The following is a 24,179-nucleotide window of genomic DNA, read 5'->3' as shown; positions in this document are numbered from 1 at the left end:
AGTTACCGCGTCGGGATGGGTGTTTCGCCGCGGTAGTCGTAGAAGCCGCGGCCGGACTTGCGGCCGAGCCAGCCGGCCTCGACATACTTCACCAGCAGTGGGCAGGGGCGGTACTTGGAATCGGCCAGGCCGTCATGCAGCACCTGCATGATCGAGAGGCAGGTGTCGAGGCCGATGAAATCGGCAAGCTGAAGCGGGCCCATCGGGTGGTTGGCGCCGAGCTTCATCGCCGTGTCGATGGCATCGACAGTGCCGACACCTTCGTAGAGCGTGTAGATCGCCTCATTGATCATCGGCAGCAGGATACGGTTGACGATGAAGGCGGGAAAGTCTTCCGCAACCGTGATGGTCTTGTCCAGCGATGCGACGAATTCCTTTGCGGTCGAAAACGTGGTTTCGTCCGTTGCTATGCCGCGCACCAATTCCACCAGCTTCATCACCGGGACTGGGTTCATGAAATGGATGCCCATGAAGTGCTCGGGCCGGTCGGTTGCCGAAGCCAGACGGGTGATGGACAGCGAGGAGGTGTTCGTCGCAAGCAGCGCGCCCGGCTTCAGCACTGGACAGACCTGCGCGTAGATCTTGCGTTTTACGGCTTCCTCCTCTGTCGCCGCCTCGATAACGAGGTCGGAGGGAGCAAGGTCATTCAGATTGGCGGAGCCGGAGATGCGAGAAAGGGTCGCTTTGCGCTCCTCATCCGTCATCTTGCCGCTCGTTACCTGACGGGCGAGGTTGCCGTTGATGGTCGCAAGACCGGATTCAATGCGCTCCTGTGTCACGTCGTAAAGCTGGACCTTGTAGCCCGCAGCTGCTGAAACATGCGCGATGCCGCAACCCATCTGGCCCGCACCGACGATACCAATCGTTTTCAACACCGCACTCATCTCCAAACCCCCGCGGCAGCTTCCCCGCCCCGCCGTATTGTTCTAATGAAACTGCCGGGCAAAAGGATCGCCCGGCAGCAGTAGTAGCGCCATAAGAGATAATTTTCCAGTCATTCGCAAGTGCGAAAAGCTGGCAATCTGCCTGATTAAAGAGCTTTCTCAAGTTCCGGCAGTGCCTCGAAGAGATCGGCGACGAGGCCGTAGTCGGCGACCTGGAAGATCGGGGCTTCCTCATCCTTGTTGATGGCGACGATGACCTTCGAGTCCTTCATGCCGGCGAGGTGCTGGATGGCGCCGGAAATACCGCAGGCGATGTAGAGCTCCGGGGCAACCACCTTACCGGTCTGGCCGACCTGCCAGTCGTTCGGCGCATAGCCGGCATCGACGGCCGCGCGCGAAGCGCCGACGGCCGCACCAAGCTTGTCGGCGAGCGGCAGGATGACCTCCTTGAATTTCTCGGCGGAACCGAGAGCCCTACCGCCGGAGATGATGATCCTGGCCGACGTCAGTTCCGGACGGTCGGAGGCCGACAGCGCGTCCTTGACGAAAGTCGAAAGCCCAGGATCGGAAGCAGCCGGAATTGCCTCGACGGACGCCGAACCGCTTGTCTCCGCAGCGGCGAAGGATGCCGTGCGTACGGTGATGACCTTCTTGGCGTCGGTTGCCTGCACCGTCTGGATGGCGTTGCCGGCGTAGATCGGGCGCTTGAAGGTGTCCGGCGAGATGACCTCGATGATTTCCGAGACCTGCGCCACGTCGAGCAACGCGGCAACGCGCGGCAGCACGTTCTTGCCGGTCGAGGTCGCCGCCGCAATGATCGTGTCGTAGCTGCCAGCGAGCGAAACGATGAGATCGGCCAGCGGTTCAGCCAGATTGTTTGCGAGCTCGCCGCTTTCGGCGAGCAGCACCTTGGAGACGCCGGAAAGCTTGGCGGCGGCATCGGCAGCCGCCTTGGCGCCCTTGCCGGCAACCAGCACAGTGACATCGCCGCCGATCTGGCTTGCAGCGGTCAGCGCCTTGGCGGTCTGGTCGGAAAGGCTCGAATTGTCGTGGTCAGCCAGAAGCAGAATGGCCATGGTCGTATTTCCTTTCTCGAACCTTAGAGGACGCCGGCTTCGGTCTTGAGCTTCTCGACGAGCTCGGCGACCGACTTGACCTTGACGCCCGCCTTGCGGCCCGACGGCTCCTCGGTCTTCAGCACTTTCAGGCGCGGCGTAGTATCGACGCCGAAGTCGGCCGGGCTCTTCTTGTCGAGCGGCTTCTTCTTCGCCTTCATGATGTTCGGCAGCGAGGCATAGCGCGGTTCGTTGAGGCGAAGGTCGGTGGTGACGACGGCCGGAAGCTTGATGTCGATCGTCTGCAGGCCGCCATCCACTTCGCGGGTCACGGTCGCCTTGCCGTCGCCGATCTCGATCTTCGAGGCGAAGGTCGCCTGGGCGGTGCCGAGAAGAGCTGCCAGCATCTGGCCGGTCTGGTTCGAATCGTCGTCGATTGCCTGCTTGCCGACGATGATCAGACCCGGCTGTTCGGCGTCGGCGACGCCCTTGAGGATCTTCGCAACGGCAAGCGGCTCGACGGCATCGTCAGTCTCGACGAGGATCGCCCGGTCGGCGCCCATGGCGAGTGCTGTGCGCAGCGTTTCCTCGGCTTTGGCGGGGCCGATCGAAACAACGATCACTTCCTCGGCCTTGCCGGCTTCCTTCAGACGCAGCGCCTCTTCCACCGAAATCTCGTCGAACGGGTTCATCGACATCTTGACGTTGGAAAGCTCGACGCCCGTGCCGTCCTGCTTGACGCGGATCTTCACATTGTAATCAACCACCCGCTTCACGGGGACCAGAATCTTCATGGGGTCCTTCCTTCAACTCTTTCGCCAAGAAAATGCGCGCTTCGGCGCCGCTCCGATTGTCGAATGGCGACATGGATACGCGTTTTTCCTCCAAATACAACGCTTGCCAGTCGCAGACAGACAAATTGCATCTGCAAATATATGACGCTTACGTTCACGTCAATATTCAGCGCTGCCTGATTTCTAACTTAGCGTCCGGACGCCCCATCCTCAGCGGCGGCAACTGCTCGCCTTACCGCCGGCGTACTGCGAACGGCGCGTGGCGTGACGATCTCACGATCGAACAGCGGTACGCCCTTTCGGCGCATGAAGAAGACGAGTGCGGCGCCGGCTGTGATACCGCCGGCATGGGCACCCCAGGAAACATTGCCGTCCAGATCGATGAACAGCATGAAAAACTGCTGGCCGATCCAAAGGAGCAGCGGCACGAAGGCGGGAAGCGGCAAAGGAACGCGCAAGAAGACAAGCACCCAGACTTTCACGCGAGGGTGAAGGACGACATAGGCTGCAACCACGCCGGAGATCGCGCCGGAGGCGCCGACCAGCGGCGCCTGCGATTCAGACACGAGCAGACCGTGGCAAAGCGCGCCGAAGGCGGCGCAAACGAGATAGAAGATCAGGAAGCGGAAATGCCCCATGGCATCCTCGACATTATCGCCGAAGACCCAGAGGAAGATCATGTTGGAAGCGAGGTGCCAGAAGCCGGCATGCACAAAGGCATGGGTGATGTAGGTCAGCGGCTCCGGAACAATCGCAAGGCCGGGAGCCAGTGTCGCGTAGTCAAAGGCGACCGCTGGTATGTAGCCGAGGCCGACCGCCGTGGCCTGAGCCGTCTGTTCCGGAGCGAAGAAGCCGGTGAAAAGCCAGACGGCGATATTCATTCCGATCAAGCCCAGCGTCACCCACTGGACCTTGATGTGCTTCAGCGTATTGGCATCGTGCAGCGGTATGAACATAAAGCCTGCCCCGGCTCTCGTGATGGCCGGAGCCTACCTGTTTTTTCCGGGAACCCAAAGTACATCCGCGTTGCCGTGGCTATTCGCATGGCGTGCCGCAACGAAAAGGAAATCCGAAAGCCGGTTGACATATTTCAGGGCAGCTTCGCTGACGATTTCGCCTTCCGTGCGGGCGAGTTCCACCATCAGTCTTTCCGCGCGGCGCGCGATGGTGCGCGCCAGATGAAGATAGGCAGCTGCCGAATGACCGCCGGGCAGAACGAAGGATTTCAAGGGTTGCAGATCGGCATTCAATTCATCGATCTCGCTCTCGATCCGCGCCACCTGCGTATCGATGATGCGCAACGGCTCGTGCGCCGGTGGCTTGCCGTCGTCGGGCGTCGCAAGGTCTGCGCCGAGGTCGAAGAGATCGTTCTGGATCAGTATCAGCATTCTCTCGAGAACCGGCATGCCCTGCATATGCAGTCTTGCGACGCCGATTGCGGAGTTGACTTCGTCGATCGTGCCGTAGGCTTCCACGCGCAGGTCGTATTTGAGACGGCGCGGTCCGGAAACAAGCGCCGTCGTGCCGTCGTCGCCAGTCTTCGTGTAGATCTTGTTGAGCGTTACCATTGCCTCCCCCTTCTTCCCGGCGTTAACTAGGGCGGCCGCCGCCTGTCAGCCAGAGCGTCAGCATGATCAGGATCACAGCGATCGCTTGCAGCAGCACGCGGAGTTGCATCAGCTTGTTGGAAGTGTTCGCGTCGCCGCCCTTCATCATGTTGAAAAGGCCGCGGACCAGCACGAGCGCGACGACGCCCATCATGATGATCGCGAAAAGATAGGTGGCCGTGGACATGGCGGTCGGCTTTCTTGGTCAGTCGGTCCAGCGCATCAGGCGATAGAAGAGATCCGCCGGAAACAGCCTCTTCAGCAGCATGCCCTGTTTTGCCGGAGTCGTTACAGGATAATGTGGCTTCGGATTGTTCGAGTTCAATGCGTGTTGCAACACGGCATAAACGGCGTCGGGTTGAAGTTTATGTCGGTTCTTCGGACCCGTCCCGTCAAGCCGTGCAAGTTGCCGGCGGTAATCTGCCGCATGCACGGAATTGCGGACGTCGATATGCTCCTTGAACTTGGCGAGCGCGTTGGCGGTAAAGCGCGAGGCAATCGGACCCGGCTCGATCAGGCTCACATGGATGCCGCTGCCTTGAAGCTCCATGCGCAAGGTGATGCTCAAGCCTTCGAGCGCGAACTTCGAAGCGGTGTAGGCGCCGCGGAAGCGATAGGGCACGACGCCGAGAATGGACGAGCATTGCACGATGCGGCCCGAGCCTTGCTTTCTCATCAGCGGCAGCACTTGCCGCGTCAACTCGTGCCAGCCGAAGAAATTCGTTTCGAACTGAGCACGCAGCACTTCGGTCGTCAAGTCCTCGACTGCGCCGGGCTGGCCGTAGGCGCCGTTGTTGAAAAGTGCGTCGATGCGCCCGCCACTTACCTCGGCTACATTGCGAACGAAATCAGTGATCGTGTCAGGCCGCGTATAATCCATCAGGAAGGCTTCGATTCCTTCTTCCTGGAGCGGTCCTAGGTCACCGTGCTTTCGCACTGTCGCAAAGACGCGCCAGTCGTCTGTCTTCAGGGCTCGCGCGCAATAGGCACCGATGCCGGATGAGCATCCGGTCACGATGATGGTGCGCTGCTCGGCCATGGAATGATTCCTGTACAAATTGGGACTCGTTTCCCATATTCGAACCGACGATACAATGAAGAATGCCTGGGGATCGAATGCCGAAGATAGTGCGGACGCTCTATGATGTGGCATATGACGCGATCTGCCACCTCATCGAGGATGACGGTTTCGCAATGGCGAGCCACGTCGCATTATCGATCTTGCTGGCGGTTTTCCCCTTTTTGATCTTCGGCACGACGCTCGCAAACTTCCTCGGCGCCGACCAGTTCTCCTCCACGGCCGTCCATCTTATTTTCGATACTTGGCCTGAAGCGATTGCCAAGCCCATAGCCGATCAGGTGTTGCAGGTTCTGACCATCCCGCGCGGCGGGTTGCTGACGGTCTCAGTACTGGCGGCGGCCTACTTCGCCTCCAACGGCGTCGAGGCGTTGCGCATATCGCTCAACCGCGCCTACCGCGTGCAGGAGACGCGAGCCTGGTATATCACGCGCCTTGCCAGCCTCGGTTACGTGCTGATCGCCGTGATCATTTTTGCCGCCATCAGCATCCTGCTCGTCGCCGTGCCGTTCGCGCTCGATTATGCCCGGCAGTGGTTTCCGCTCTTTGCCGATACGCTAGAGATTGTTTTCAGCTGGCGAATCTACGGAACACTCTTTGTGCTGACGGTTGGCCTGCTTGTCGTTCACCTCTGGCTGCCTGCCGGCCGCAGGCGGGTTTACGACGTCATTCCCGGGGTCTTGCTGACACTGCTTCTCTGGTTCGCTGGCGCGCTGATCTTCGCCTATTACCTCGCCACCTTCGCGAACTATACGGCGACCTATGCGGGTCTGGCATCTGTGATGGTCGTGCTGATCTTCCTCTACATGGTGGGGGTGATCTTCATCGTCGGCGCAGAGATCAATGCGGCGCTGATGAAATTCCGGGTGCGTGCGATCTTCGCACGCAATTTCCTGAGCGGGCAGGGCAGCAAGCCTTCAAAGACCGACAAGGTGCCGGATGTCGGCCGCCGATAGCCCTTTGCCCCGCAACGCCGCAAGCCCGGTATCGCCATTGCTTTTCGAGAGTTTGCGTCCGCTCGCATCCGTCACCAGCCGATGGTGGTGATAGATCGGCTGAGGCAGGTCGAGCAATACCTGCAGCAGCCGGTGGACCGATGTTGCATGAAAGAGGTCGAGCCCGCGCACGACATGCGTGACGCACTGCAGCGCATCGTCAATCACAACCGAGAGGTGATAGCTCGACGGCGCATCCGAGCGCGAAAGAACAACATCCCCCCACACCGATGGATCGGCCGCAATTTCCCCGGTCTCGCCGTCGCCGGTCTCGCTCCAATATAAAACATGGCCGGCAACCTGCAGTGCGCGCGTCATATCCAGACGCCAGGCGTGTTTCAGTCCGGAGGCAAACATCCTGCCCCGCTCGCCCTCACTTCGGTCGCGATCATCGGCTGGGTAGTGCGGCGAACCGTCCGGGTCGCGCGGCCAGGGGCTGCCGCCGGCTTCGGAAGCGGACACTCTGGCTCTCACCTGGCCGCGTGTCAAAAACGAAGGATAGACCAGTCCACGTTTGATCAGACCATGCAACGCCGCATGATATTCCGCGAAATGGTCGGATTGCCGCCGGACGGGTTTCTCCCAGCTGATCCCGAGCCATTCGAGGTCGGCATAGATGCCCGCTTCGAATTCGGGTGTACAACGCGTCAGATCGATGTCTTCGATGCGCAGCAACAGGCGTCCGCCCGCGGCCACGGCCATGTCCTGATTGAGGAAGGCCGAAAGCGCGTGGCCGAGATGCAGCGGGCCGTTGGGGCTGGGCGCAAAACGGAAAACGGGCTTTTGACGCTGAGTCGTGACCATGCTTTCTTCTGCCACGAATTCGAAACTATCGCGAGGCAACGTGCAGATCATCCGAAGCGACGAGGATATCCGTGAGGGACTAAAGCATCTGCTTCGCCTCGACCCGCGGCTCGCCGGTATTGCCGAGGAGGCGGGGCCGATTCCGCTGCGCCTTCATGAGCCGGGTTTTGCAGGCCTTGCGCATATCATTGTTTCGCAGATGGTTTCGCGTGCAAGCGCCGATGCCATCTGGCGACGGATGTCGCCTGCCGAAGGGTTGCTGACGGCAAAAAGCTATGTCGCGCTGCGACCGGATGCCTGGCGGGAATTCGGTCTGTCGCGTGCCAAGGCGACAACGCTCTCGAGCATCGCCGAAGCAGTCGTATCCGGCCGCCTTGATCTCGCACTTCTTTCCTCGAAGCCGCCGGCAGAGGCGCTTGCCGAGTTGACGGCGCTGAAGGGCGTCGGTCCCTGGACGGCAGAAGTCTATCTGATGTTTTGCGGCGGGCATGCAGATGTCTTCCCGTCGGGAGACGTCGCATTGCAGAACGCCGTCGCTGCAGCCTTTGGTCTCGCACAGCGCCCGCAGGCGAAAGCGCTCGCCTCACTTGCCACGACCTGGTCTCCCTGGAGATCCGTTGCAGCAAGGCTTTTCTGGGCTTACTACGCTCAGAAACTCGGTCGCGGGCTCCTGCCGGTCGGCTGATGGGCTGTGCTCATCGAATTGCCGTTATTGACTGAATTTATTGGACTTCACAAGGCTGTCACAACCAGCCTAATATAAGGATGCAGATGCCGAATCGCTCAGGAGAGTCCCTTGACGATTGCAGTCTCCCCCCAGGCCCTGCCGGCGCTCGTCCTGAACGCTGACTACCGGCCTTTGAGTTATTATCCCTTGTCGCTCTGGTCCTGGCAGGACGCGATCAAGGCGGTTTTCCTTGACCGCGTGAATATCATCGCGGAATACGAACACTCAGTTTCCTCGCCGAGCTTCTCGATGCGGCTTCCAAGCGTTGTCTGCCTCAAGACTTACGTTCAGCCTTCGCGGAACCCGGCCTTCACCCGGTTCAATGTCTTTCTCCGCGATAAGTTCGAATGTCAGTATTGCGGCGAACATGACGATCTGACCTTCGATCACGTCATCCCGCGTGCCCATGGTGGCGAGACGACCTGGCAAAATGTCGTGGCGGCCTGCTCTCCCTGCAATCTCAGGAAGGGCAGCAAGCTGCCGAAGCAGGCAGGCATGTTCCCCTCGCAGAAGCCGTATCAGCCGACCGTGCAGGATCTTCACAACAATGGCCGGCTTTTCCCGCCGAACTATCTGCACGACAGCTGGCTCGACTATCTGTACTGGGATACCGAACTGCAGCCCTGATCGCTGCTATTCCCTTGCTTATGCCGATTTGCGGACGCCGATGAACGCGAAGGCCGCAAGGATCAGGCTGGTGATCACATTCCAGCCGGCAAAGGAAAGACCGAGCACGCGCAGCGCTGCATCCGTGCAGGACGGGCCGGTAACTGTGTTGAGTTCCGTTAGCAGGTCGCCGGCATTCTGTGTCATGCCGCTTGCACTGGTCGAGCAGGTCGCAGGCCCCGCCCAGAAATGCCATTCGACGCCGGCGTGATAGACCCCCATGCCGGCACCGACCACCATTAGGATACCCGCCGCCAAAAGCAGCGCGCGGGCGACCCAGTTCGGCAGACCGAAGAGCGACGCGAGCGCACCGAGTATCGCGATCGGAATGCCGTAGTAATAGGGTTGGCGCTGCAGCAGGCAAAGCGCACAGGGGATGTAGCCGCCGATATATTGGAAGCCTAGCGCGGTGCCGACGACCGCTGACATGCCGAGCGCCAGGAGCAGCGAATAGAAAACGACCGGGCGGGAAAGGGGCGAGGCGATGGCAGTCATGGCGGAACTCCGCGAGGTTGGCTCAGTGGGCAAGGTAGCGATAGACAATATAAAGCACGATGGCGACCACTGCACCGATGCTGACGATATGTCCCAGGCGCTTTTCGATGAAATGGCGGATCGGCTCGCCGTAGCGGCGAAGCAGCCAGGCCAGGAATAGGAAGCGCGCACCGCGGGCGACGATGGCCGAGACTATGAACAGCCATATATTGACGTGGATCACGCCGGACAGGATCGTCACGATCTTAATCGGCGGCAGGTGCGCCAGTCCCGACGTCACCAACAAAAGCAGGATCGTTTCGTAGGTGACATAGGATTTCATCTGCTCGAAGGCATCAAGCTTCCCGTAAAATTCCAGCACCGGCCGCGCCACGGTCTCGTAGGCATAGAAGCCAAGCGCCCAGCCGGCGATCCCACCGAGAACCGAGGCGACTGTAGCAACGATCGCATATCGATATGAGCGCTCCGGCTTGGCGAGCGCCATGGGCAGAAAAAGGACGTCGGCCGGGACGAGAAAGACGGAGCTTTCGACGAAGGCGATAACGGCGAGCCAGACTTCGGCCGATCTGCGGGCCGCAAGAGACATGGTCCAGTCGTATAGTCTGCGGAGCATTCCATTCCTTTCGTGCTGCGGTGCAAAAGCTTTAGGGGGGCAGTCCGGCGCTGTAAATGCCTAGTGTGGCAATGATGCCAGCGTGCCACGAAAATTTTCGTGATCCGTATAGCGGCTGTGCTCCCAAGTCTTCGGGAGATTGCGAATCGGAAAAACCGCTGCAAGCCATGGTGCTGCTCTACCACGCTTTCAGGCACCTGAAGATGCAGCGCGACTTTGCCGCTTCCGGCCGATCCGATCCCCGACGATTTTTAACGCGGAAGCTTATTGGCCTTCGGTCGAAGGCTCACGTTGTTCGGCCTGCGCCTCGCGCTTCGCGTTCAGCGCGTTCATCTCCGTGCGCTCCCGTGCCATGTCGCTGACGGCAGATCTCAAAGCAGGGTGGCGGGCCGTGAACATGTTGAAGTCCCGGCGTTCCAGTACCAGGAACTGGCAAAAATCGATGGCAATAACATCGGCCGTCCGCCTCCCGCCGCTCAGGAGCGCCATTTCACCGAAAAATGCACCAGGTTCGAGACGGACGGCGCCGCCGGGAAGACGGACCTCCACGGCCCCGGACGAGAGAAAATACATGCCGTCGCCGCGGTCGCCCTTGCGCATGACGCGTTCACCGGGCAGCGCCGATTTGGGGCGGAAGAGGAGGAGCAGTTCTTCCTGCGAGTGCTCATCAACCTTGGCGAAAAGCGGAAAAGTCTCAATCAGTTGCTGAATCTCCAGCTGATGCTGGCGCTCCCGCGCTTCGTTGAGCGCCCTGATCTTTTCAAGCTCGCGGCTGAGTAGCTCATGCCGGCGCCGCCCGTAACGATTGCTGAGCACCGGCCATCTGCCGTGCACATAGGTGTGCAGTGCTTCGGCGCCGGCGCAGACGAGCGGATTGAGCGTGATCGAAATGATCGCGGAGGCGAGGATGACATCCTGTCCGTCGTTCGGCAACAATCCGAGGGAAACGCCGAGACCGGCAAGAATGAAGGAGAATTCGCCGATCTGCGCCAATCCGCCTGAGACGGTCAGCGCCATTCCGATCGGATAGCGAAGCAGCGTGACAATCGCAAAGGAGATGATTGCCTTGCCGACGATGATCAACGCCAGCGCGCTGATGACGACCATCGGCTGGCGTATCAGAATCGATGGATCGAACAGCATGCCGACCGACACGAAGAACAAGACCGAAAAGGCGTTCTGAAGCGGCAGAGAATCGGCCGCCGCCCGGTGACTGAGATTGGACTCGCTCATCACGACGCCCGCGAAGAAAGCGCCGAGGGCGAACGAGACGCCGAAGATTTCGGCAGAGCCGAAGGCGATGCCAAGCGCGATGGCGAGGACCGTCAGGGTGAAGAGTTCGCGCGAGCCGGTTCGGGCGACGAGCGTCAGGAGCCAGGGAACGATCTTCGGGCCGACAAAGATCGCCATGACCGCAAAAGCGCCGACCTTCAACAAAGTCAGCGCGATCGCCAACGAAAGCGGCAGCCCAGCGCCGTGTGCAGCGTCGCTGGCGGCGTGGCCGCCGAGCAATTCGGCAAGGGCAGGCAGCAGCACCAGCGCCAGGACCATCGCCAGATCTTCGACGATCAGCCAGCCGACTGCGACGCGGCCGCTGGCGGAATTCAGGAGGTTTCGCTCCTCCAGAACCTTCAGCAGCACAACGGTGCTCGCCACCGACAGGCTGAGGCCGAAGACGATCCCGGCGCCGAGTCCCCAGCCCCACCATTGGGCGAGTCCGATACCGAGCAGCGTAGCAATGACGATCCGGATGATCGCACCCGGCACGGCGATACCGCGCACTGCAAGCAGGTCAGCGGCGGAAAAATGGAGCCCGACGCCGAACATCAGCAGGATGACGCCCATCTCCGCCAACTGGCCGGCAAGCCCCGTGTCGGCCACGAAGCCGGGCGTGAACGGTCCCATGAGTATGCCTGCGACGAGATAGCCGACCAGCGGCGGCAGTCGCAGCCTGTCGGCCACATATCCCAGCACCGCCGCAAAGACGAAGCTGACGGCGACTGTGGCAATAAGCGTTACTTCCTGATGCACATCCGTCCCTTGATGTTCGTTGGCGGCTGCCACTTTGACCGAAGTGTGAGGGAAATTAAATGCTTGATTTGAGCTCTCGTGTCACCGGCAAATACCGAGCTCCAGCGATACTGAGGTGTTCTCGCGGCGACACCAGTTTGGCGTCAGCTTCGGAGATCAATATAAGCGGACACTAAAACAGAAGACGCTGTCTCATTGGAGATTTCCATGCGAGAAATAGAAGCTGTTGATGTCGCGTTCAAAGGGTCTTTCGGCGCTGTCGAATTCGGATACGTCCGTGAGGTATTTCTTGAGGACGAAGCCTGCTGGGGTCTGTTCGATTCCGAAGGCGACGTGATCTTCGTCGGCGACGACCTGGACGAATGCCGATCCTTTGCTGCAAAGGAGGAGATCAGGATTCAGCTGATCCAGTAGGAGTCGTTGCGTGGTCCCGCACTTCTTGCAGCTCTTTTTGCAAGCACCGCCGCGTTAACTACGCATTCAGCGCGATAAGCACTGGATGTAGTCGTAACTGACGACGAAAGCAATCCTGCTAGAGCGCCGTGACGCTTGCCGCTCTGTCACTGGCTGGGACAAATGGCAGATTTATCAAGTAGAAGCAAAGCCGCTCTTTGTCGGTGGTGCCCCATGCCGGAGTCGAACCAGCACTTCTTTCGAAACTCGATTTTGAGTCGAGCGCGTCTACCAATTCCGCCAATGGGGCAACGGATACCGACGAGCCGGGTGTCTAACATGCGATCGCCCGACCGCGCAAGACGGCGGGCGGGCTTATCTGGCTGAATTGATACGGCTTCCGACGCGACATTCAAGCCTTCTGCGATCATTCAGCGGCGGCCGGTGCCCGTTCGGTCAGGCCGGACTTCTTCAACGTGATGGCGAGGATCGAGGCGAGCAGGCAGAAGGCGCCGGCAACGAAGAAGGCCGGCAGGTAGCTCGAGAGCTCGGTACGCGAAAGGCCGGCACCGTAAGCAGCGGTTGCAGCGCCCAGTTGATGACCAGCAAAGACCCAGCCGAAGACCATGCCGGCCTTTTCCCGGCCGAATCGGTCGGCCGCTATTTTGACGGTCGGCGGAACAGTGGCGATCCAGTCGAGGCCGTAGAAGACCGCGAAGATCGAAAGACCGTAGAAGCTGAAATCACTGAAGGGCAGGAAGAGCAGCGAGAGGCCGCGCAGACCGTAATACCAGAAGAGCAGCCAGCGGTTGTCAAAGCGGTCCGACAGCCAGCCTGAACCGATCGTGCCGAAGAAATCGAAGATGCCCATGACGGCCAGCACACTAGCCGCCGCGACCGGCAAGATGCCGAAGTCGCCGCAAAGCGTGACGAAATGGGTCTGGATCAGGCCGTTGGTGCTGAGGCCGCAGATGAAAAAGGTGGCGAACAGGATCCAGAAGGTCGAAGTGCCGGAGATGTCTTTCAAGACCGTGACCGGCATTTTCAGGGCGCCGATCAGCGTGCCGCGTGCCGGCGGTGACGTGACATGCGTCTCGCCGAGCGAGGGCAGGTTCACGTCCGAGGGCCGGTCGCGCATGAAGGCAAGCACGGCAAGTGCGGCAACCATGATCATGGCGCAGACGAAGAAGACCGTGGAGCGCCAGCCATAGCGTTCCGTCAGCTCCGCCATCAGCGGGAGGAAGACGAGTTGGCCGGTGGCCGAGCTTGCCGAAAGCATCCCGACGACAAGACCGCGATGTTTCGTGAACCAGCGGGCAGATATGGTTGCCGCCAGCACCATGGCCGTCAGGCCGGTGCCGAAACCGACGACGATGCCCCAGAGCAGCAGAAGCTGCCAGAGCGATGTCATGAAGAGTGAGCCGACGAAGCCCGCGCCGATCAGGGCAAGTGCGAAGACGATGACCTTGCGCACGCCGAAATAGTTCATGAAGGCTGCTGCGAAGGGACCCATCAGCCCAAAGAGGAGCAGACGAATCGCAAGCGCAGAGGAAATCTGCGAGGTTTCCCAGCCGAACTCGTCCTGAAGCGGCTTGATAAGTACGCCGGGCGCGCCCATGGCGCCGGCTGTGACCAGCATGGTCAGGAAGGTCGCCCCGACGACGATCCATCCGTAGTGGATGTTGCGGCGTGCAAGGGTGGAGGCAAGCGCAGTAGAAACCATGGGGCAACTTCCATTCGTTGGATACATCAGATTTAGATGATGGCCATCATATTTCTTGCATATTGATGATGGGCATCATATAATTTGTCAAGAGACTATTTTCCGGAGCCGGCTCATGCGCGTCAGCCGCGAAAAATTTGCAGAAAATCGCCAGAAGATCCTGGAGGTCGCGGGCGTGATGTTCCGCGAAAATGGGTTTGATGGCGTCGGCGTTGCCGATATCATGAAAGCCTGCGGACTGACGCATGGCGGCTTTTATGGTCACTTCCAATCAAAGGAAGATCTGCAGCTGGAGGTCAGTCGCGCCCTGATCGCCAAGGTGGAAGCGCGGTGGAAGGCTCTGATTGCAGGTGCGCCTGATCGCCCCCTGGAAGCCCTCCTCGACCACTATGTTTCCTGGTTATCCGTCGACAATCCAGGCTCGAGTTGCGTCTTCGTGGCGCTGATGGAAGAGGTGAGCCGCAGCAGCGGTGCCGTGCGGGAGACATTCAATGATGGACTTTCCACACTTGTCGATATCCTGGCCGAGATCGTTCAGGGCGACACACCGGAAGAGCGCCGCGAGAACGGCTTTACGACGCTCTCGTCCATGATGGGGGCCGTCAGCCTGGCGCGCGCGGTTGAAAATCGCGAACTGGCGGGCCAGTTCCTGTCGACGATGCGGGAGAAGTTGGCACCGGCAAAATCCGTCGATGCCTAAGCGACGCGGTTAAGCTTATCTGCGTTATTTGAAGCCTTCCACGTGATGCGGCACATACGGTTCTTCGAGAGCGGCGACGTCCTCGGCGCTGAGCTTGACAGTCAATGCGCGAACAGCGTCCGAGAGATGATGCGGCTTTGATGCGCCGATGATCGGTGCGGTCACTGCGCTCTTCTGCAAGATCCAAGCGGTGGTGATCTGGGCACGAGAGACTCCATGCGCTTTCGCGAGCCGTCCGACTGTCTCGATGATTTTGCGGTCGGCATCTTCGGCCTGCCGATAGAGCGTCTTGCCGAATTCATCCGTTTCCGTGCGGGCGGTCTTCTCGTCCCAGTCGCGCGCCAGACGGCCGCGGGCAAGCGGACTCCAAGGGATGACGGCAATCTTCTGATCCTCGCAGAAAGGCAGCATCTCGCGTTCTTCCTCGCGATAGAGAAGATTTAGGTGATCCTGCATGCTGACGAATTGCGTCCAGCCGTTCAGCCGCGATGTATAGACCATCTTCGCGAACTGCCAGGAATACATGGAGGAGGCGCCGATATAGCGTGCCTTGCCGGCCTTCACGACATCGTGCAACGCCTCCAGCGTTTCCTCGATTGGTGTCGTGTAATCGAAGCGGTGGATCTGGAAGAGGTCGACATAATCCGTGCCGAGCCGGCGCAGGCTGTTGTCGATCTCGTCGAAGATTGCCTTACGAGAAAGGCCGGCGCCGTTCGGGCCGGGGCGCATGCGGTTGAAGACCTTGGTCGCGAGCACGATATCCTCCCGCTTCGCGAAATCCTTGATTGCCCGCCCGACGATTTCCTCCGACGAGCCGTCGGAATAGGTATTCGCCGTATCCAGGAAATTGATCCCGAGATCGAGCGCTTGCTTGATGATCGTGCGGCTTTCCTCCTCGCCGAGCGTCCAGACGTGGTTGCCGCGGCCCGGATCGCCGAAGGTCATGCAACCGAGACAAATCTTCGAAACTTCGAAGCCAGTGCCTCCGAATTTGACATAGTCCATGAAATGACTCCGTGAATGAATCTCAAGCCCCGAGACGCCTCGGGATGATGTAGGGCGCAATCGGTGAGAATGTCAGCGATCCCGGACAGGTATATTTTAGGGAGATCGGCGCGGTCATGACCTGGAGCTTTGAAGCACGCGATTCGGCGATCTTGCGCTTGATCGCTGCAAAGTGTTAGCTGGTGCAGCACTCATTGGATTTCGAGCATGAGACTGCCTGCCTGCGATCGCTATGACGATCTTTATCGCGATTTTGCGTGGGAGATTTCGGAAGATTTCAATATCGGGCGTGCCGTAAGCGACGAATGGGCGGCGCAGGCGCCGGAACGCATCTGTCTTGAACATTTCAGCCCGGATGGCCGCCATCTGTCGATGACCTACGGTGCGCTGGCGGAGCGCTCGTCGTCTTTTGCCAGTGCATTAACGTCGCTTAGCATTCGCCGTGGCGATCGCGTGGCGCTGCTTCTGCCGCAATGTTTCGAGACGGTGATCGCCCATGTGGCGATCTACAAGATGGGCGCGATTGTGCTGCCGCTCGCGCTGCTCTTCGGCGTCGAAGCGCTGGAATACCGACTGAGAACGTCAGGCGCCGCCGTGATCGTCACCAACTCCTTCGGCCTCGAGCGTGTGAACCAGATTCGCGAAAACCTGCCGGAACTTAGGACGGTCATCAGCATCGATGGCGGCGAAGCGCTTGCTTTCGGAGCACTCGCCGAGGCGCATCCGCCGATTTTCGACGTTGCTAAGACCAGCCCGGACGATCCGGCGTTGATGATCTTCACATCAGGCACGACGGGGCCGCCGAAGGGCGCGTTGCATGGCCATCGCGTTCTGGCGGGCCACATCCCCGGAATGCAATTTGCGCATGAAGGTTTTCCGCAGCCCGGCGACAAGGTCTGGACGCCGTCCGACTGGGCCTGGGCGGGCGGGCTGCTGAATGCGCTGCTGCCAAGCCTCCTGCTTGGCGTTCCTGTCGTTTCCTCTCCGGCGCAGAAATTCGACGCCGATATGGCCTATCGCATCATGGCCGAGATGAAGGTGCGGAATGCCTTCATTCCGCCGACAGCGCTGCGTCTGCTGAAATCGATCAGTGATCCCCGTGCGAAATTCGATCTCAATCTGCGGACAATCGGCTCCGCTGGTGAATCGCTCGGCCGAGAAACCTATGAATGGGCGCGTCAGACGCTCGGCATCTCCGTCAACGAATTCTATGGCCAGACGGAGTGCAATTTCGTGCTCTCCTCGAGTGCAGGCTACGGTGTCACGAAAGCCGGCGCGATCGGCCGTGCGGTTCCCGGTCATCAGGTCGCGATCATCGGCGAGAATGGTGATGAGTTGCCCGCCGGCGAGTCAGGCCAGATTGCTATCAAGGCGCCCGATCCGGTGATGTTCCTCGGTTATTGGAACGACGAGGAGGCAACCAGGAAGAAGTTCATCAAAGGCTGGATGCTGACCGGGGATCTCGCTCACCAGAATGAAGAGGGTTACGTCACATTCGAGGGCCGGGACGATGACGTCATCACCTCGTCAGGCTATCGCATCGGTCCCGCAGAAATCGAGGACTGTCTATCCGGCCACCCGGCCGTGCAGCTTGCCGCCGTCGTTGGCAAGCCGGACCCGGTGCGTACTGAGATCGTCAAAGCTTATATCGTGCTTTCGCCTGACCACACGCCCAGCGATGCGCTTGGCGCTGAAATCCGCGACTGGGTGAAGATGCGGCTTTCGATGCATGAATATCCGCGAGAGGTGGAATTCGTGGATGCACTTCCGCTGACGACGACAGGCAAGGTCATCCGCAGACTTCTGCGCGAAAAGGCGGCCGGCGAGGGGCCTAACCGCGCCGTGTGAGCGATATGATCTTCTCGCGCAGCATCTTTGCCATATTGCGGGTGCTGCGATACATGTGCAACTGAGCGGCAGCCTGCCGGACATCGCGGTCGCCGTTCTGCGTCAGGCCGATCACCAGCGTTCCCATTTCCTCGCGCTCCTGCCAGAAACGGCTCATGATCGGATGATCCGGCACCGCGCAGGAATCGGAACGCACGATATTCGCATCGTCGAGATGCCATTCCGTCAGTTCGGCCATCAGCAGCTTGCCCGGTGAATAGCGGGCATAGGCCTCGTCGTAGGCTGTCTTCCAGGTGTAGGCCTCGCCGCCCATCATCAGCACGACTGTTGCCGCGATTGCCTTGCCGTTCAGGTCGATTGTGTGAATACGCACAGCGTCGATCGCCGCGAGGTTCGAGACGGCTTCTCGGGCGAAGGCAGTGTGGTAGCGGTCGGTCGCCAGCGCACTACGCTTCTTGCCTTTCCAGCCGCCGGCTTCCATTGTCAGGAATTCCTCGAACCGCGCATGAACATCGCGGGGCTGCCGCGCAACGACATAAACGGCAGTGCCTAGCTCTTCCAGCTGCCGCCACTGACGGCGCATTTCTCTCATATGCGAGGAAGAGATGGTATGACCAAGATAGCCCATGGCGTCTTCCTCGCTTTTCAGCATCGGCCGCTGGAACGGATTGGTGACCGTGACCGGCAGGTTGCGGCTCAGCGCGACGGCCTTTGCCACGCGGGCAAAGATGCCGTTCAGGCGAATATCCGGCAGCACCAGCGTTGCAGGAAGGTTCAGATCGTGCGCCGTCAAGCCCTCAAAAAGGTTGTCCAGCGTCTCGGCTGCATCTTCTGCGTCGACCAGGGGAGTGCCGAGCGGTGCGAAGCTGTTCGACCATGCGCGGATGATCGAGGGGCCGACGGCAAAGCCGGGTCTTTCGACGGAGAACGGCATCAGGAAGCGCAAGCGGCTGCGTTGGCCGTTCTCGTCGCGGATCAGCGCGAAATTCACCTGCCGGTCTTCAAGCCGCGGCATGGCGGGCGCGAGGAAGCGGCCGGTGAAGAAAACATTCGGCTCCATCGCGCGGTTCGAAAGGAAATCCAATTCGTCCTGCAATTCATAGCCGAGTTTGCCGGGATAGAGGCAGAGCTCGCGGCCCGGGCGCCCGATCTCAATGCGCGCTTCGGCCTGCGGCAGGTCGAAGCGTATCGAGGCAAGCTCGTGAACCATGCGGTTGGCATTGGTATCTGTGCTTTCGGTGACGGGGGGGACACGCACCATTATCGGACTCTCGTTTCTATTGTTGCCGGCGGGTGGCTGAACGCAAAAAGGACAATGCCGAGCGCCCGGCGCACGGCGATGTGCAGCAGGATCGCTTCCACACCCATTGCCGATGCCGTCGCAATAGCGGTGCCGATGGTGCCAAGGTGCGGGATCAGGGCGATGTTCAAGGAGACGTTTGCCGTGAGCGCGGCGACATAGAGGGCAACACAGAGGTTTTGCTTTCCGGCCATCATCAGCAGCGTTTCGGCCGGGCCGACGAGGGCTTTGGCCAGGATGCCCGCAAGCAGGATCGCCATCAGGACATAACCTGCGGTAAAGGCGCCGCCGAAAAGCGACAGCAGAAGGTGGCCGAATGCCACGACTGCAAGCCCGATGGCGAGTGCCGGCCAGAAGGTCCACCGCGCAGCGTCTATCGCCGCTGCGGCAAGCTGCTCGCGGGTGCCGGCTGCGATAATGCTGGAAAAGCGCGGACCGGAGGCAGCCTTTACCGAGAACATGATGAAATGCACCAGCGCTATCGTTTTTGCCGCGGCAAAATAGATCGCCACGTCGTGCGGCTCGAGGAAGATGCCGACGACAAGGACGTCCGAGTTGGTCAAGAGGAAGCTCACGCCTTCGACCAGGAAAATCGGGAAGGCGATGTTCAGCCAATTGAGGAAATCGACCTTGCGCGGTCCTTCGCTATAGTGGCGGCGCAGGCGGAAAAGAGTCGCGATATATTGGCCGAGGGTGGTGACATAGGCTGCGGCCAGCGCGGCCTTCATGGCGGTGACGGCGGAATGCTCCGCACCGGCGCCAATCGCCATCAGCATGAAGAGAATGATGAGCACAGGCCGGATGATGTAGACCGGGCTTAGCGCCATGACGGGCCAGTGATTGGCGCGCGAGGTGCCTTCCAGAATGTCGCCGAGCGCGATCATCGGCATGGCGAGAAGGCCGAGGAAGACGGGAACGAGATAGTAGGGCTCGATCCTATCACCCAGGAAATGCAGTCCTGCCATACCGGCAGCCATCACCAGCGTTCCGGAAAGCATGGCGAAGACGCGGGCCGTTCCCGTCAGGCCACGAATTTCCTCAAAGGCACCCACAGCCTTGTATTGCGGCAGGAAACGAACGATCGCCGTGTGAAAGCCGAGACACGAGAGATCGCCGAACAGGACGATCAGAACCCAGACAAACACGAAGATCCCGTATTCATATTCGCCCATGAGGCGCGCGAGAATGATCTGGGAAATGAAGGCGAGGGCGGCGCTCAGGATGCGAATCGAAAAGGCGGTGAGCGCCATGCGCTGTGCGGTTGCCTTGTCGCCGTGTCCGGTCAGAACTGCGGCAAGCATGCGAAGCAGTCGGCCCCCCGCCGGACGCAGGCCCGCAGGCAGCAGTCTTTCCGCTGTTTCAATGACCGCCATTACGAACACGCAACACTCTGAACTCAGGCAATTCGTATCGGAAGTCTTGCCAGATCAGGGTTAAGAAACGGTTGTGGCGAGCACATTATCCTTAACCGCCAGCGCAATTCACACAAAAGAAATGCCGCCCGAAGGCGGCATTTCTTGAGCTTCCTGCTGTTGCTCAGGCTTCGGCAAATGCACCGTGGCAATGCTTGAATTTCTTGCCCGAACCGCAGGGGCAGGACTCGTTGCGGCCGACCTTGCCCCAGGTGGAGGGGTTGTTCGGATCCCGATTTTCCGGAGAGACGGTCACTTCGGATGCCTGATAGACCGGCCCGAAATCGTTCTCGCCCGTGTCGGGGTCCAGGTGCTGGGCGTGCATGACCGGCAGTTCCGGCTCGGCGGGCGCCTGCTGGACCAGTTCGACGCGCATCATCTGCGCGGTCACTGCCTGGCGCAGGCTGTTCAGCAGCGTCTGGAAGAGCTCGAAGGCTTCGGACTTGTATTCCTGCAGCGGATCGCGCTGGGCATAGCCGCGGAAGCCGATGACGGAACGCAGGTGATCAAGGTTGACGATATGCTCGCGCCAGAGATGGTCCAGCGTCTGCATCACGATCGAACGCTCGACATAATGCATGATATCCGGGCCGAAGCGCTCTGCCTTTTCGGTGAAGGCGGCGTTGGCAGCTTCGGTCAGGCGCTCGCGAATGTCGTCCTCGGCAATGCCTTCTTCCTTCACCCAATCCTCGATTGGCAGATCGAGGTTGAGAAGCGCGGCGACCTGCTCCCTCAGTCCGGCAGCATCCCACTGCTCGGCATAGGCACGCTCGGGAATGTGCTTCTCAACGAGGTCTTCGATGACCTCGCGGCGCATGTCGGAAACGGTCTCGGAGATGTTCGAAGCCTCCATCAGTTCAAGGCGCTGCTCGAAGATCACCTTGCGCTGATCGTTCAGAACGTCGTCATACTTCAGCAGGTTCTTGCGGATATCGAAGTTGCGGGCCTCGACCTTCTTCTGGGCGCGCTCCAGAGCCTTGTTGATCCACGGATGAACGATTGCCTCGCCTTCCTTGAGACCGAGCTTCTGCAGCATGCCGTCCATGCGGTCGGAGCCGAAGATGCGCATCAGGTCGTCCTGAAGCGACAGGTAGAACTTGGAGCGGCCCGGGTCACCCTGACGGCCGGAACGGCCACGGAGCTGATTGTCGATGCGGCGGCTTTCATGGCGCTCCGTCGCGATGACGTAGAGACCGCCGGCAGTGATCGCCTGCTCCTTGAGCTTCTGGATCTCCGCGGTGATCGCCGAAATCTTGGCGTCGCGCTCCGGACCGGGCTCGACTTCGCCAAGCTCGCGCTCGATGCGCATGTCGAGGTTGCCGCCGAGCTGGATGTCGGTGCCGCGGCCCGCCATGTTGGTTGCGATCGTGACCGCGCCCGGTACGCCGGCCTGCGCAACGATATAGGCTTCCTGCTCGTGATAGCGGGCGTTCAGGACCTGGAAGTCCTTGAAACCCTGCTTGCGCATCAGTTCAGCCAGAAGTTCGGATTTTTCGATGGAGGTTGTGCCGACAAGCACCGGCTGGCCGCGCTTCTGGGCGTCCGCTATCTCGGCGATGATCGCTTTGTATTTTTCCTCAAAGGTCCGGTAGACCTCGTCGTCTTCGTCGAGACGCTGGATCGGCAGGTTCGTCGGCACTTCGACGACGTCGAGGCCGTAGATGTTGGCGAATTCTTCCGCTTCCGTCTGCGCCGTACCAGTCATGCCGGCGAGCTTGTCGTACATGCGGAAATAGTTCTGGAAGGTGATCTGCGCCAGCGTTTGGTTTTCCGGCTGGATCTGTACCTTTTCCTTGGCTTCCAGCGCCTGATGCTGCCCTTCCGAATAGCGGCGGCCCGGCATCATGCGGCCGGTGAATTCGTCGATGATGACGATTTCATCGTTGCGGACGATGTAGTCCTTGTCACGCTGGAAGAGCTTGTGAGCCTTCAGCGCATTGTTGACGTGGTGAACGATCGCAACGTTTTCTATGTCGTAGAGCGCGCTGCCTTTCAGGAGGTCCGCCGCCTTCAGCAGACCTTCGAGCTTTTCAGTACCAACTTCGGAAAAGTTCGCCGAACGTTGCTTCTCGTCGATTTCGTAATCTTCTTCCGACAAGAGCGGAATAAAGGCGTCGATCGTATTGTAGAGATCGGAGCGGTCGTCGAGCGGACCGGAGATGATAAGCGGCGTGCGCGCTTCGTCGACCAGGATCGAGTCCACTTCGTCGACGATGGCGAAGTTATGGCCGCGCTGAACCATCTGGCCCTTCTCGTACTTCATGTTGTCGCGAAGATAATCGAAGCCGAGTTCGTTGTTGGTCGCGTAGGTGATGTCGCATTTGTAGGCGGCAGCGCGCTCCTCGTCCGACAGACCATGAACGATGACGCCCGTGGTAAGCCCGAGGAAGTTATAGATGCGACCCATGTTGGCCGCGTCGCGGCGCGCGAGGTAGTCGTTGACGGTGACGACGTGGACACCCTTGCCGGAAAGCGCATTCAGGTAAACCGGCAGCGTCGCAACCAGCGTCTTACCTTCGCCGGTCTTCATTTCGGCGATGGCGTTGGAATGCAGGATCATGCCGCCGACAAGCTGCACGTCAAAAGGCCGCAGGCCGAGGACGCGGCGCGAAGCTTCGCGCACGACGGCGAATGCCGGAACGAGGATGTCGTCAAGCGTCTTGCCGTCCGCCAGCATCTTGCGGAACTCGACCGTCTGGGCGGCGAGCTGCTCGTCGCTCAAGGCCTTCGTCTTCTCTTCAATCGAGTTGATGGCGGCGACGTTCGGCTGGAACGACCGCACGCGGCGGTCGTTGGCAGAGCCAAATATTTTGCGGGCGAGACCGCCGAAGCTGACCATATGACTGGTCCTTTCTCAATATTCATCTCTGGCTTTTCTTACACGCACACCCAGCCGAAAATCAGGCACACGTGTCGAAAACGCCAGGAAACTTTTCTGGACGCGAGGTTGCGTGACAGATAAGAGGGGGGTCGAATGATGTCAACGGATTTGGCTGATATAGAAAGGCCACATTCCAGTGTTGATGGCTGTTTTGGGCTGGATTCACGAATGCTGAAGCCGGTGGTGTAACTCTGAAAGGTTATTTGATGTTGAGCTACAACAAACTCGCCGTGATGGCGCTTGCAACTTTTGTTGCGCTCCAGGCGCCGGTCTATGCGGAAGACAAGCCGGATGCCGTCGTTGCTAAGGTCGGCGATCTTGAGATCCATCAGTCGGAACTCGATCTAGCCGTCGCCAACCTCGATCCCCAGCTCGCACAGCTTCCGGACGATCAGAAGAAGGTTGCTGCGCTTTCGGCTGCGATTGACGTCAAGCTGCTCGCCGCCGATGCCTCCGCCGAGAAGCTCGATCAGACCAGCGAATTCAAGAAGCGCGTACAGTATCTCTCGGATCGGGAACTGCATAATGCCTATTTCAAGAAACATGTCGTCGATACCGTTACCGACGATGAAGTGAAGGCGCGCTATGACAAGGAAGTCGCAGCCCTTCCGAAGCAGGAAGAAGTTCACGCCCGCCACATCCTCGTGAAGACGGAGGACGAGGCCAAGGACGTCATCAAGCAGCTCGATGGCGGCAAGGACTTCGCAAGCCTTGCGAAGGAAAAGTCCACCGACCCGAATAAGGCTGACGGCGGCGATCTCGGCTATTTTACCAAGGGCCGCATGGTCAAGGAATTCGAGGATGCAGCCTTCTCTCTCGAAAAGGGCACCTATTCCAAGACGCCGGTGAAGACCGATTTCGGCTTCCACGTCATCAAGGTTGAAGACAAGCGCGACGCTCCGCCGCCGCCGTTCGATCAGGTCAAGGACCAGGTTCGTCAGCTCGTCATGCGTGACAAGTATCTTGCGCTCCTCGCCAAAGCGAAGGAAACGTCCAAGGTCGATATCATGGACGAAACGCTCCGCAAGGGCTACGACGACGCGAACAAGCAGCAGGCGCCAACAACGCAGCCGCAGCAGTAAATTCCATCAAGGGCCCGGTTCTGCCGGGGCCCTTCACTATCCTCTGTTTTTGCATTTCCGGACGGCGAACCGGTTTCCACTTCGCC

The 24,179-nt window shown here is 59.8% G+C and carries 23 protein-coding genes and 1 tRNA gene; 7 read left to right on the top strand and 17 right to left on the bottom strand.

Features of this window, described 5'->3' with window-relative positions; translation table 11 throughout:
* Nucleotides 1–2: 2 nt before the first annotated feature.
* The 7 genes from BN1800_RS19725 to BN1800_RS19695 form a co-directional block, all read right to left on the bottom strand.
* Nucleotides 3–884, bottom strand: a complete 882-nt coding sequence (locus BN1800_RS19725) for a 3-hydroxybutyryl-CoA dehydrogenase (RefSeq protein WP_087000354.1) — start codon at nt 882–884, stop codon at nt 3–5.
* Between the two features lie 146 nt (nt 885–1,030).
* Nucleotides 1,031–1,960 (bottom strand): electron transfer flavoprotein subunit alpha/FixB family protein, encoded by a 930-nt coding sequence (locus BN1800_RS19720; protein WP_087000352.1) that lies wholly within the window; start codon nt 1,958–1,960, stop codon nt 1,031–1,033.
* Between the two features lie 23 nt (nt 1,961–1,983).
* Entirely contained in the window at nt 1,984–2,733 is a 750-nt protein-coding gene (locus tag BN1800_RS19715; RefSeq protein ID WP_027512328.1) for an electron transfer flavoprotein subunit beta/FixA family protein, read from the bottom strand.
* A gap of 188 nt (nt 2,734–2,921) precedes the next feature.
* Complete coding sequence (locus BN1800_RS19710) at nt 2,922–3,689, bottom strand: rhomboid family intramembrane serine protease (RefSeq protein WP_087000350.1); 768 nt, start codon at nt 3,687–3,689, stop codon at nt 2,922–2,924.
* A 33-nt stretch (nt 3,690–3,722) separates the two neighbouring features.
* Nucleotides 3,723–4,301, bottom strand: coding sequence for a cob(I)yrinic acid a,c-diamide adenosyltransferase (locus BN1800_RS19705; protein ID WP_027512326.1), 579 nt, complete (start codon nt 4,299–4,301; stop codon nt 3,723–3,725).
* 22 nt (nt 4,302–4,323) lie between these two features.
* On the bottom strand, nt 4,324–4,527 hold the full coding sequence (locus tag BN1800_RS19700; RefSeq protein ID WP_027512325.1) for a twin transmembrane helix small protein: 204 nt from the start codon (nt 4,525–4,527) through the stop codon (nt 4,324–4,326).
* 18 nt (nt 4,528–4,545) lie between these two features.
* The gene (locus BN1800_RS19695) at nt 4,546–5,379 is read right to left on the bottom strand and encodes an SDR family oxidoreductase (protein ID WP_087000348.1); all 834 of its coding nucleotides are present in this window, start codon (nt 5,377–5,379) and stop codon (nt 4,546–4,548) included.
* 77 nt (nt 5,380–5,456) lie between these two features.
* Between BN1800_RS19695 and BN1800_RS19690 the strand changes: the two genes are divergently transcribed.
* Nucleotides 5,457–6,374, top strand: coding sequence for a YihY/virulence factor BrkB family protein (locus BN1800_RS19690; protein WP_087000346.1), 918 nt, complete (start codon nt 5,457–5,459; stop codon nt 6,372–6,374).
* On the opposite strand, the gene gluQRS is transcribed toward BN1800_RS19690, so the two are convergent.
* Complete coding sequence (gene gluQRS, locus BN1800_RS19685; RefSeq protein WP_087000344.1) at nt 6,336–7,217, bottom strand: tRNA glutamyl-Q(34) synthetase GluQRS; 882 nt, start codon at nt 7,215–7,217, stop codon at nt 6,336–6,338. The genes BN1800_RS19690 and gluQRS overlap by 39 nt on opposite strands.
* Between gluQRS and BN1800_RS19680 the strand changes: the two genes are divergently transcribed.
* Nucleotides 7,216–7,902, top strand: coding sequence for a DNA-3-methyladenine glycosylase family protein (locus tag BN1800_RS19680; protein WP_087000342.1), 687 nt, complete (start codon nt 7,216–7,218; stop codon nt 7,900–7,902). The two genes, gluQRS and BN1800_RS19680, sit on opposite strands and share 2 nt — an antisense overlap.
* 111 nt (nt 7,903–8,013) lie before the next feature.
* On the top strand, nt 8,014–8,571 hold the full coding sequence (locus BN1800_RS19675) for an HNH endonuclease (RefSeq protein WP_027512321.1): 558 nt from the start codon (nt 8,014–8,016) through the stop codon (nt 8,569–8,571).
* An 18-nt stretch (nt 8,572–8,589) separates the two neighbouring features.
* Here BN1800_RS19675 and BN1800_RS19670 read toward each other — a convergent pair whose 3' ends face one another.
* The 3 genes from BN1800_RS19670 to BN1800_RS19660 all read right to left on the bottom strand — a co-directional run bounded on the left by BN1800_RS19670 (nt 8,590) and on the right by BN1800_RS19660 (nt 11,749).
* On the bottom strand, nt 8,590–9,105 hold the full coding sequence (locus BN1800_RS19670) for a disulfide bond formation protein B (RefSeq protein WP_027512320.1): 516 nt from the start codon (nt 9,103–9,105) through the stop codon (nt 8,590–8,592).
* A 22-nt stretch (nt 9,106–9,127) separates the two neighbouring features.
* A complete protein-coding gene (locus BN1800_RS19665; protein ID WP_027512319.1) occupies nt 9,128–9,718 on the bottom strand; it encodes a YqaA family protein in 591 nt (196 codons plus the stop codon).
* A gap of 264 nt (nt 9,719–9,982) precedes the next feature.
* Complete coding sequence (locus BN1800_RS19660; RefSeq protein WP_087000410.1) at nt 9,983–11,749, bottom strand: cation:proton antiporter domain-containing protein; 1,767 nt, start codon at nt 11,747–11,749, stop codon at nt 9,983–9,985.
* A gap of 207 nt (nt 11,750–11,956) precedes the next feature.
* Between BN1800_RS19660 and BN1800_RS19655 the strand changes: the two genes are divergently transcribed.
* A complete protein-coding gene (locus BN1800_RS19655; protein WP_027512317.1) occupies nt 11,957–12,163 on the top strand; it encodes a hypothetical protein in 207 nt (68 codons plus the stop codon).
* A 204-nt stretch (nt 12,164–12,367) separates the two neighbouring features.
* On the opposite strand, the gene BN1800_RS19650 is transcribed toward BN1800_RS19655, so the two are convergent.
* Nucleotides 12,368–12,452, bottom strand: a tRNA-Leu gene (locus BN1800_RS19650).
* Between the two features lie 117 nt (nt 12,453–12,569).
* Nucleotides 12,570–13,865 carry an MFS transporter gene (locus BN1800_RS19645; RefSeq protein ID WP_027512316.1) on the bottom strand — a complete coding sequence of 432 codons (1,296 nt, stop codon included), beginning with the start codon at nt 13,863–13,865 and terminating at the stop codon, nt 12,570–12,572.
* Nucleotides 13,866–13,980: 115 nt separating this feature from the next.
* Between BN1800_RS19645 and BN1800_RS19640 the strand changes: the two genes are divergently transcribed.
* Entirely contained in the window at nt 13,981–14,565 is a 585-nt protein-coding gene (locus BN1800_RS19640) for a TetR/AcrR family transcriptional regulator (RefSeq protein ID WP_027512315.1), read from the top strand.
* A gap of 24 nt (nt 14,566–14,589) precedes the next feature.
* Here the strand turns inward: BN1800_RS19640 and BN1800_RS19635 are convergent, their stop codons facing one another.
* Complete coding sequence (locus BN1800_RS19635; RefSeq protein ID WP_087000340.1) at nt 14,590–15,570, bottom strand: aldo/keto reductase; 981 nt, start codon at nt 15,568–15,570, stop codon at nt 14,590–14,592.
* Between the two features lie 207 nt (nt 15,571–15,777).
* Between BN1800_RS19635 and BN1800_RS19630 the strand changes: the two genes are divergently transcribed.
* Nucleotides 15,778–17,418 carry an AMP-binding protein gene (locus BN1800_RS19630; protein ID WP_087000338.1) on the top strand — a complete coding sequence of 547 codons (1,641 nt, stop codon included), beginning with the start codon at nt 15,778–15,780 and terminating at the stop codon, nt 17,416–17,418.
* On the opposite strand, the gene BN1800_RS19625 is transcribed toward BN1800_RS19630, so the two are convergent.
* The 3 genes from BN1800_RS19625 to secA form a co-directional block, all read right to left on the bottom strand.
* Nucleotides 17,402–18,679, bottom strand: a complete 1,278-nt coding sequence (locus tag BN1800_RS19625; RefSeq protein WP_087000336.1) for a GNAT family N-acetyltransferase — start codon at nt 18,677–18,679, stop codon at nt 17,402–17,404. The two genes, BN1800_RS19630 and BN1800_RS19625, sit on opposite strands and share 17 nt — an antisense overlap.
* Entirely contained in the window at nt 18,679–20,091 is a 1,413-nt protein-coding gene (locus BN1800_RS19620; RefSeq protein WP_087000333.1) for a lipopolysaccharide biosynthesis protein, read from the bottom strand. The genes BN1800_RS19625 and BN1800_RS19620 overlap by 1 nt, the downstream gene beginning before the upstream one ends.
* A 163-nt stretch (nt 20,092–20,254) precedes the next feature.
* Nucleotides 20,255–22,969, bottom strand: coding sequence for a preprotein translocase subunit SecA (gene secA, locus BN1800_RS19615; protein ID WP_087000331.1), 2,715 nt, complete (start codon nt 22,967–22,969; stop codon nt 20,255–20,257).
* A 248-nt stretch (nt 22,970–23,217) separates the two neighbouring features.
* Here secA and BN1800_RS19610 point away from each other — a divergent pair, with 248 nt between their 5' ends.
* Complete coding sequence (locus BN1800_RS19610) at nt 23,218–24,093, top strand: peptidylprolyl isomerase (RefSeq protein ID WP_087000329.1); 876 nt, start codon at nt 23,218–23,220, stop codon at nt 24,091–24,093.
* Nucleotides 24,094–24,179 lie beyond the last annotated feature (86 nt).

This window comes from Rhizobium sullae, assembly GCF_900169785.1.
In the GTDB taxonomy this organism is placed as follows: Bacteria; Pseudomonadota; Alphaproteobacteria; order Rhizobiales; family Rhizobiaceae; genus Rhizobium; species Rhizobium sullae.
Note: the sequence above shows the minus strand (reverse complement) of the source record. Positions and strands in the feature narration are given on the sequence as shown.

Excerpts from the sequence above, each read along its gene's own strand:
- BN1800_RS19725 (WP_087000354.1), bottom strand. The coding sequence starts at position 884 with ATGAGTGCGGTGTTGAAAACGATTGGTATCGTCGGTGCGGGCCAGATG.
- BN1800_RS19720 (WP_087000352.1), bottom strand. The coding sequence starts at position 1,960 with ATGGCCATTCTGCTTCTGGCTGACCACGACAATTCGAGCCTTTCCGAC.
- BN1800_RS19715 (WP_027512328.1), bottom strand. The coding sequence starts at position 2,733 with ATGAAGATTCTGGTCCCCGTGAAGCGGGTGGTTGATTACAATGTGAAG.
- BN1800_RS19710 (WP_087000350.1), bottom strand. The coding sequence starts at position 3,689 with ATGTTCATACCGCTGCACGATGCCAATACGCTGAAGCACATCAAGGTC.
- BN1800_RS19705 (WP_027512326.1), bottom strand. The coding sequence starts at position 4,301 with ATGGTAACGCTCAACAAGATCTACACGAAGACTGGCGACGACGGCACG.
- BN1800_RS19700 (WP_027512325.1), bottom strand. The coding sequence starts at position 4,527 with ATGTCCACGGCCACCTATCTTTTCGCGATCATCATGATGGGCGTCGTC.
- BN1800_RS19695 (WP_087000348.1), bottom strand. The coding sequence starts at position 5,379 with ATGGCCGAGCAGCGCACCATCATCGTGACCGGATGCTCATCCGGCATC.
- BN1800_RS19690 (WP_087000346.1), top strand. The coding sequence starts at position 5,457 with ATGCCGAAGATAGTGCGGACGCTCTATGATGTGGCATATGACGCGATC.
- BN1800_RS19680 (WP_087000342.1), top strand. The coding sequence starts at position 7,216 with ATGCTTTCTTCTGCCACGAATTCGAAACTATCGCGAGGCAACGTGCAG.
- gluQRS (WP_087000344.1), bottom strand. The coding sequence starts at position 7,217 with ATGGTCACGACTCAGCGTCAAAAGCCCGTTTTCCGTTTTGCGCCCAGC.
- BN1800_RS19670 (WP_027512320.1), bottom strand. The coding sequence starts at position 9,105 with ATGACTGCCATCGCCTCGCCCCTTTCCCGCCCGGTCGTTTTCTATTCG.
- BN1800_RS19665 (WP_027512319.1), bottom strand. The coding sequence starts at position 9,718 with ATGCTCCGCAGACTATACGACTGGACCATGTCTCTTGCGGCCCGCAGA.
- BN1800_RS19655 (WP_027512317.1), top strand. The coding sequence starts at position 11,957 with ATGCGAGAAATAGAAGCTGTTGATGTCGCGTTCAAAGGGTCTTTCGGC.
- BN1800_RS19645 (WP_027512316.1), bottom strand. The coding sequence starts at position 13,865 with ATGGTTTCTACTGCGCTTGCCTCCACCCTTGCACGCCGCAACATCCAC.
- BN1800_RS19640 (WP_027512315.1), top strand. The coding sequence starts at position 13,981 with ATGCGCGTCAGCCGCGAAAAATTTGCAGAAAATCGCCAGAAGATCCTG.
- BN1800_RS19635 (WP_087000340.1), bottom strand. The coding sequence starts at position 15,570 with ATGGACTATGTCAAATTCGGAGGCACTGGCTTCGAAGTTTCGAAGATT.
- BN1800_RS19630 (WP_087000338.1), top strand. The coding sequence starts at position 15,778 with ATGAGACTGCCTGCCTGCGATCGCTATGACGATCTTTATCGCGATTTT.
- BN1800_RS19625 (WP_087000336.1), bottom strand. The coding sequence starts at position 18,679 with ATGGTGCGTGTCCCCCCCGTCACCGAAAGCACAGATACCAATGCCAAC.
- BN1800_RS19620 (WP_087000333.1), bottom strand. The coding sequence starts at position 20,091 with ATGGCGGTCATTGAAACAGCGGAAAGACTGCTGCCTGCGGGCCTGCGT.
- secA (WP_087000331.1), bottom strand. The coding sequence starts at position 22,969 with ATGGTCAGCTTCGGCGGTCTCGCCCGCAAAATATTTGGCTCTGCCAAC.
- BN1800_RS19610 (WP_087000329.1), top strand. The coding sequence starts at position 23,218 with ATGTTGAGCTACAACAAACTCGCCGTGATGGCGCTTGCAACTTTTGTT.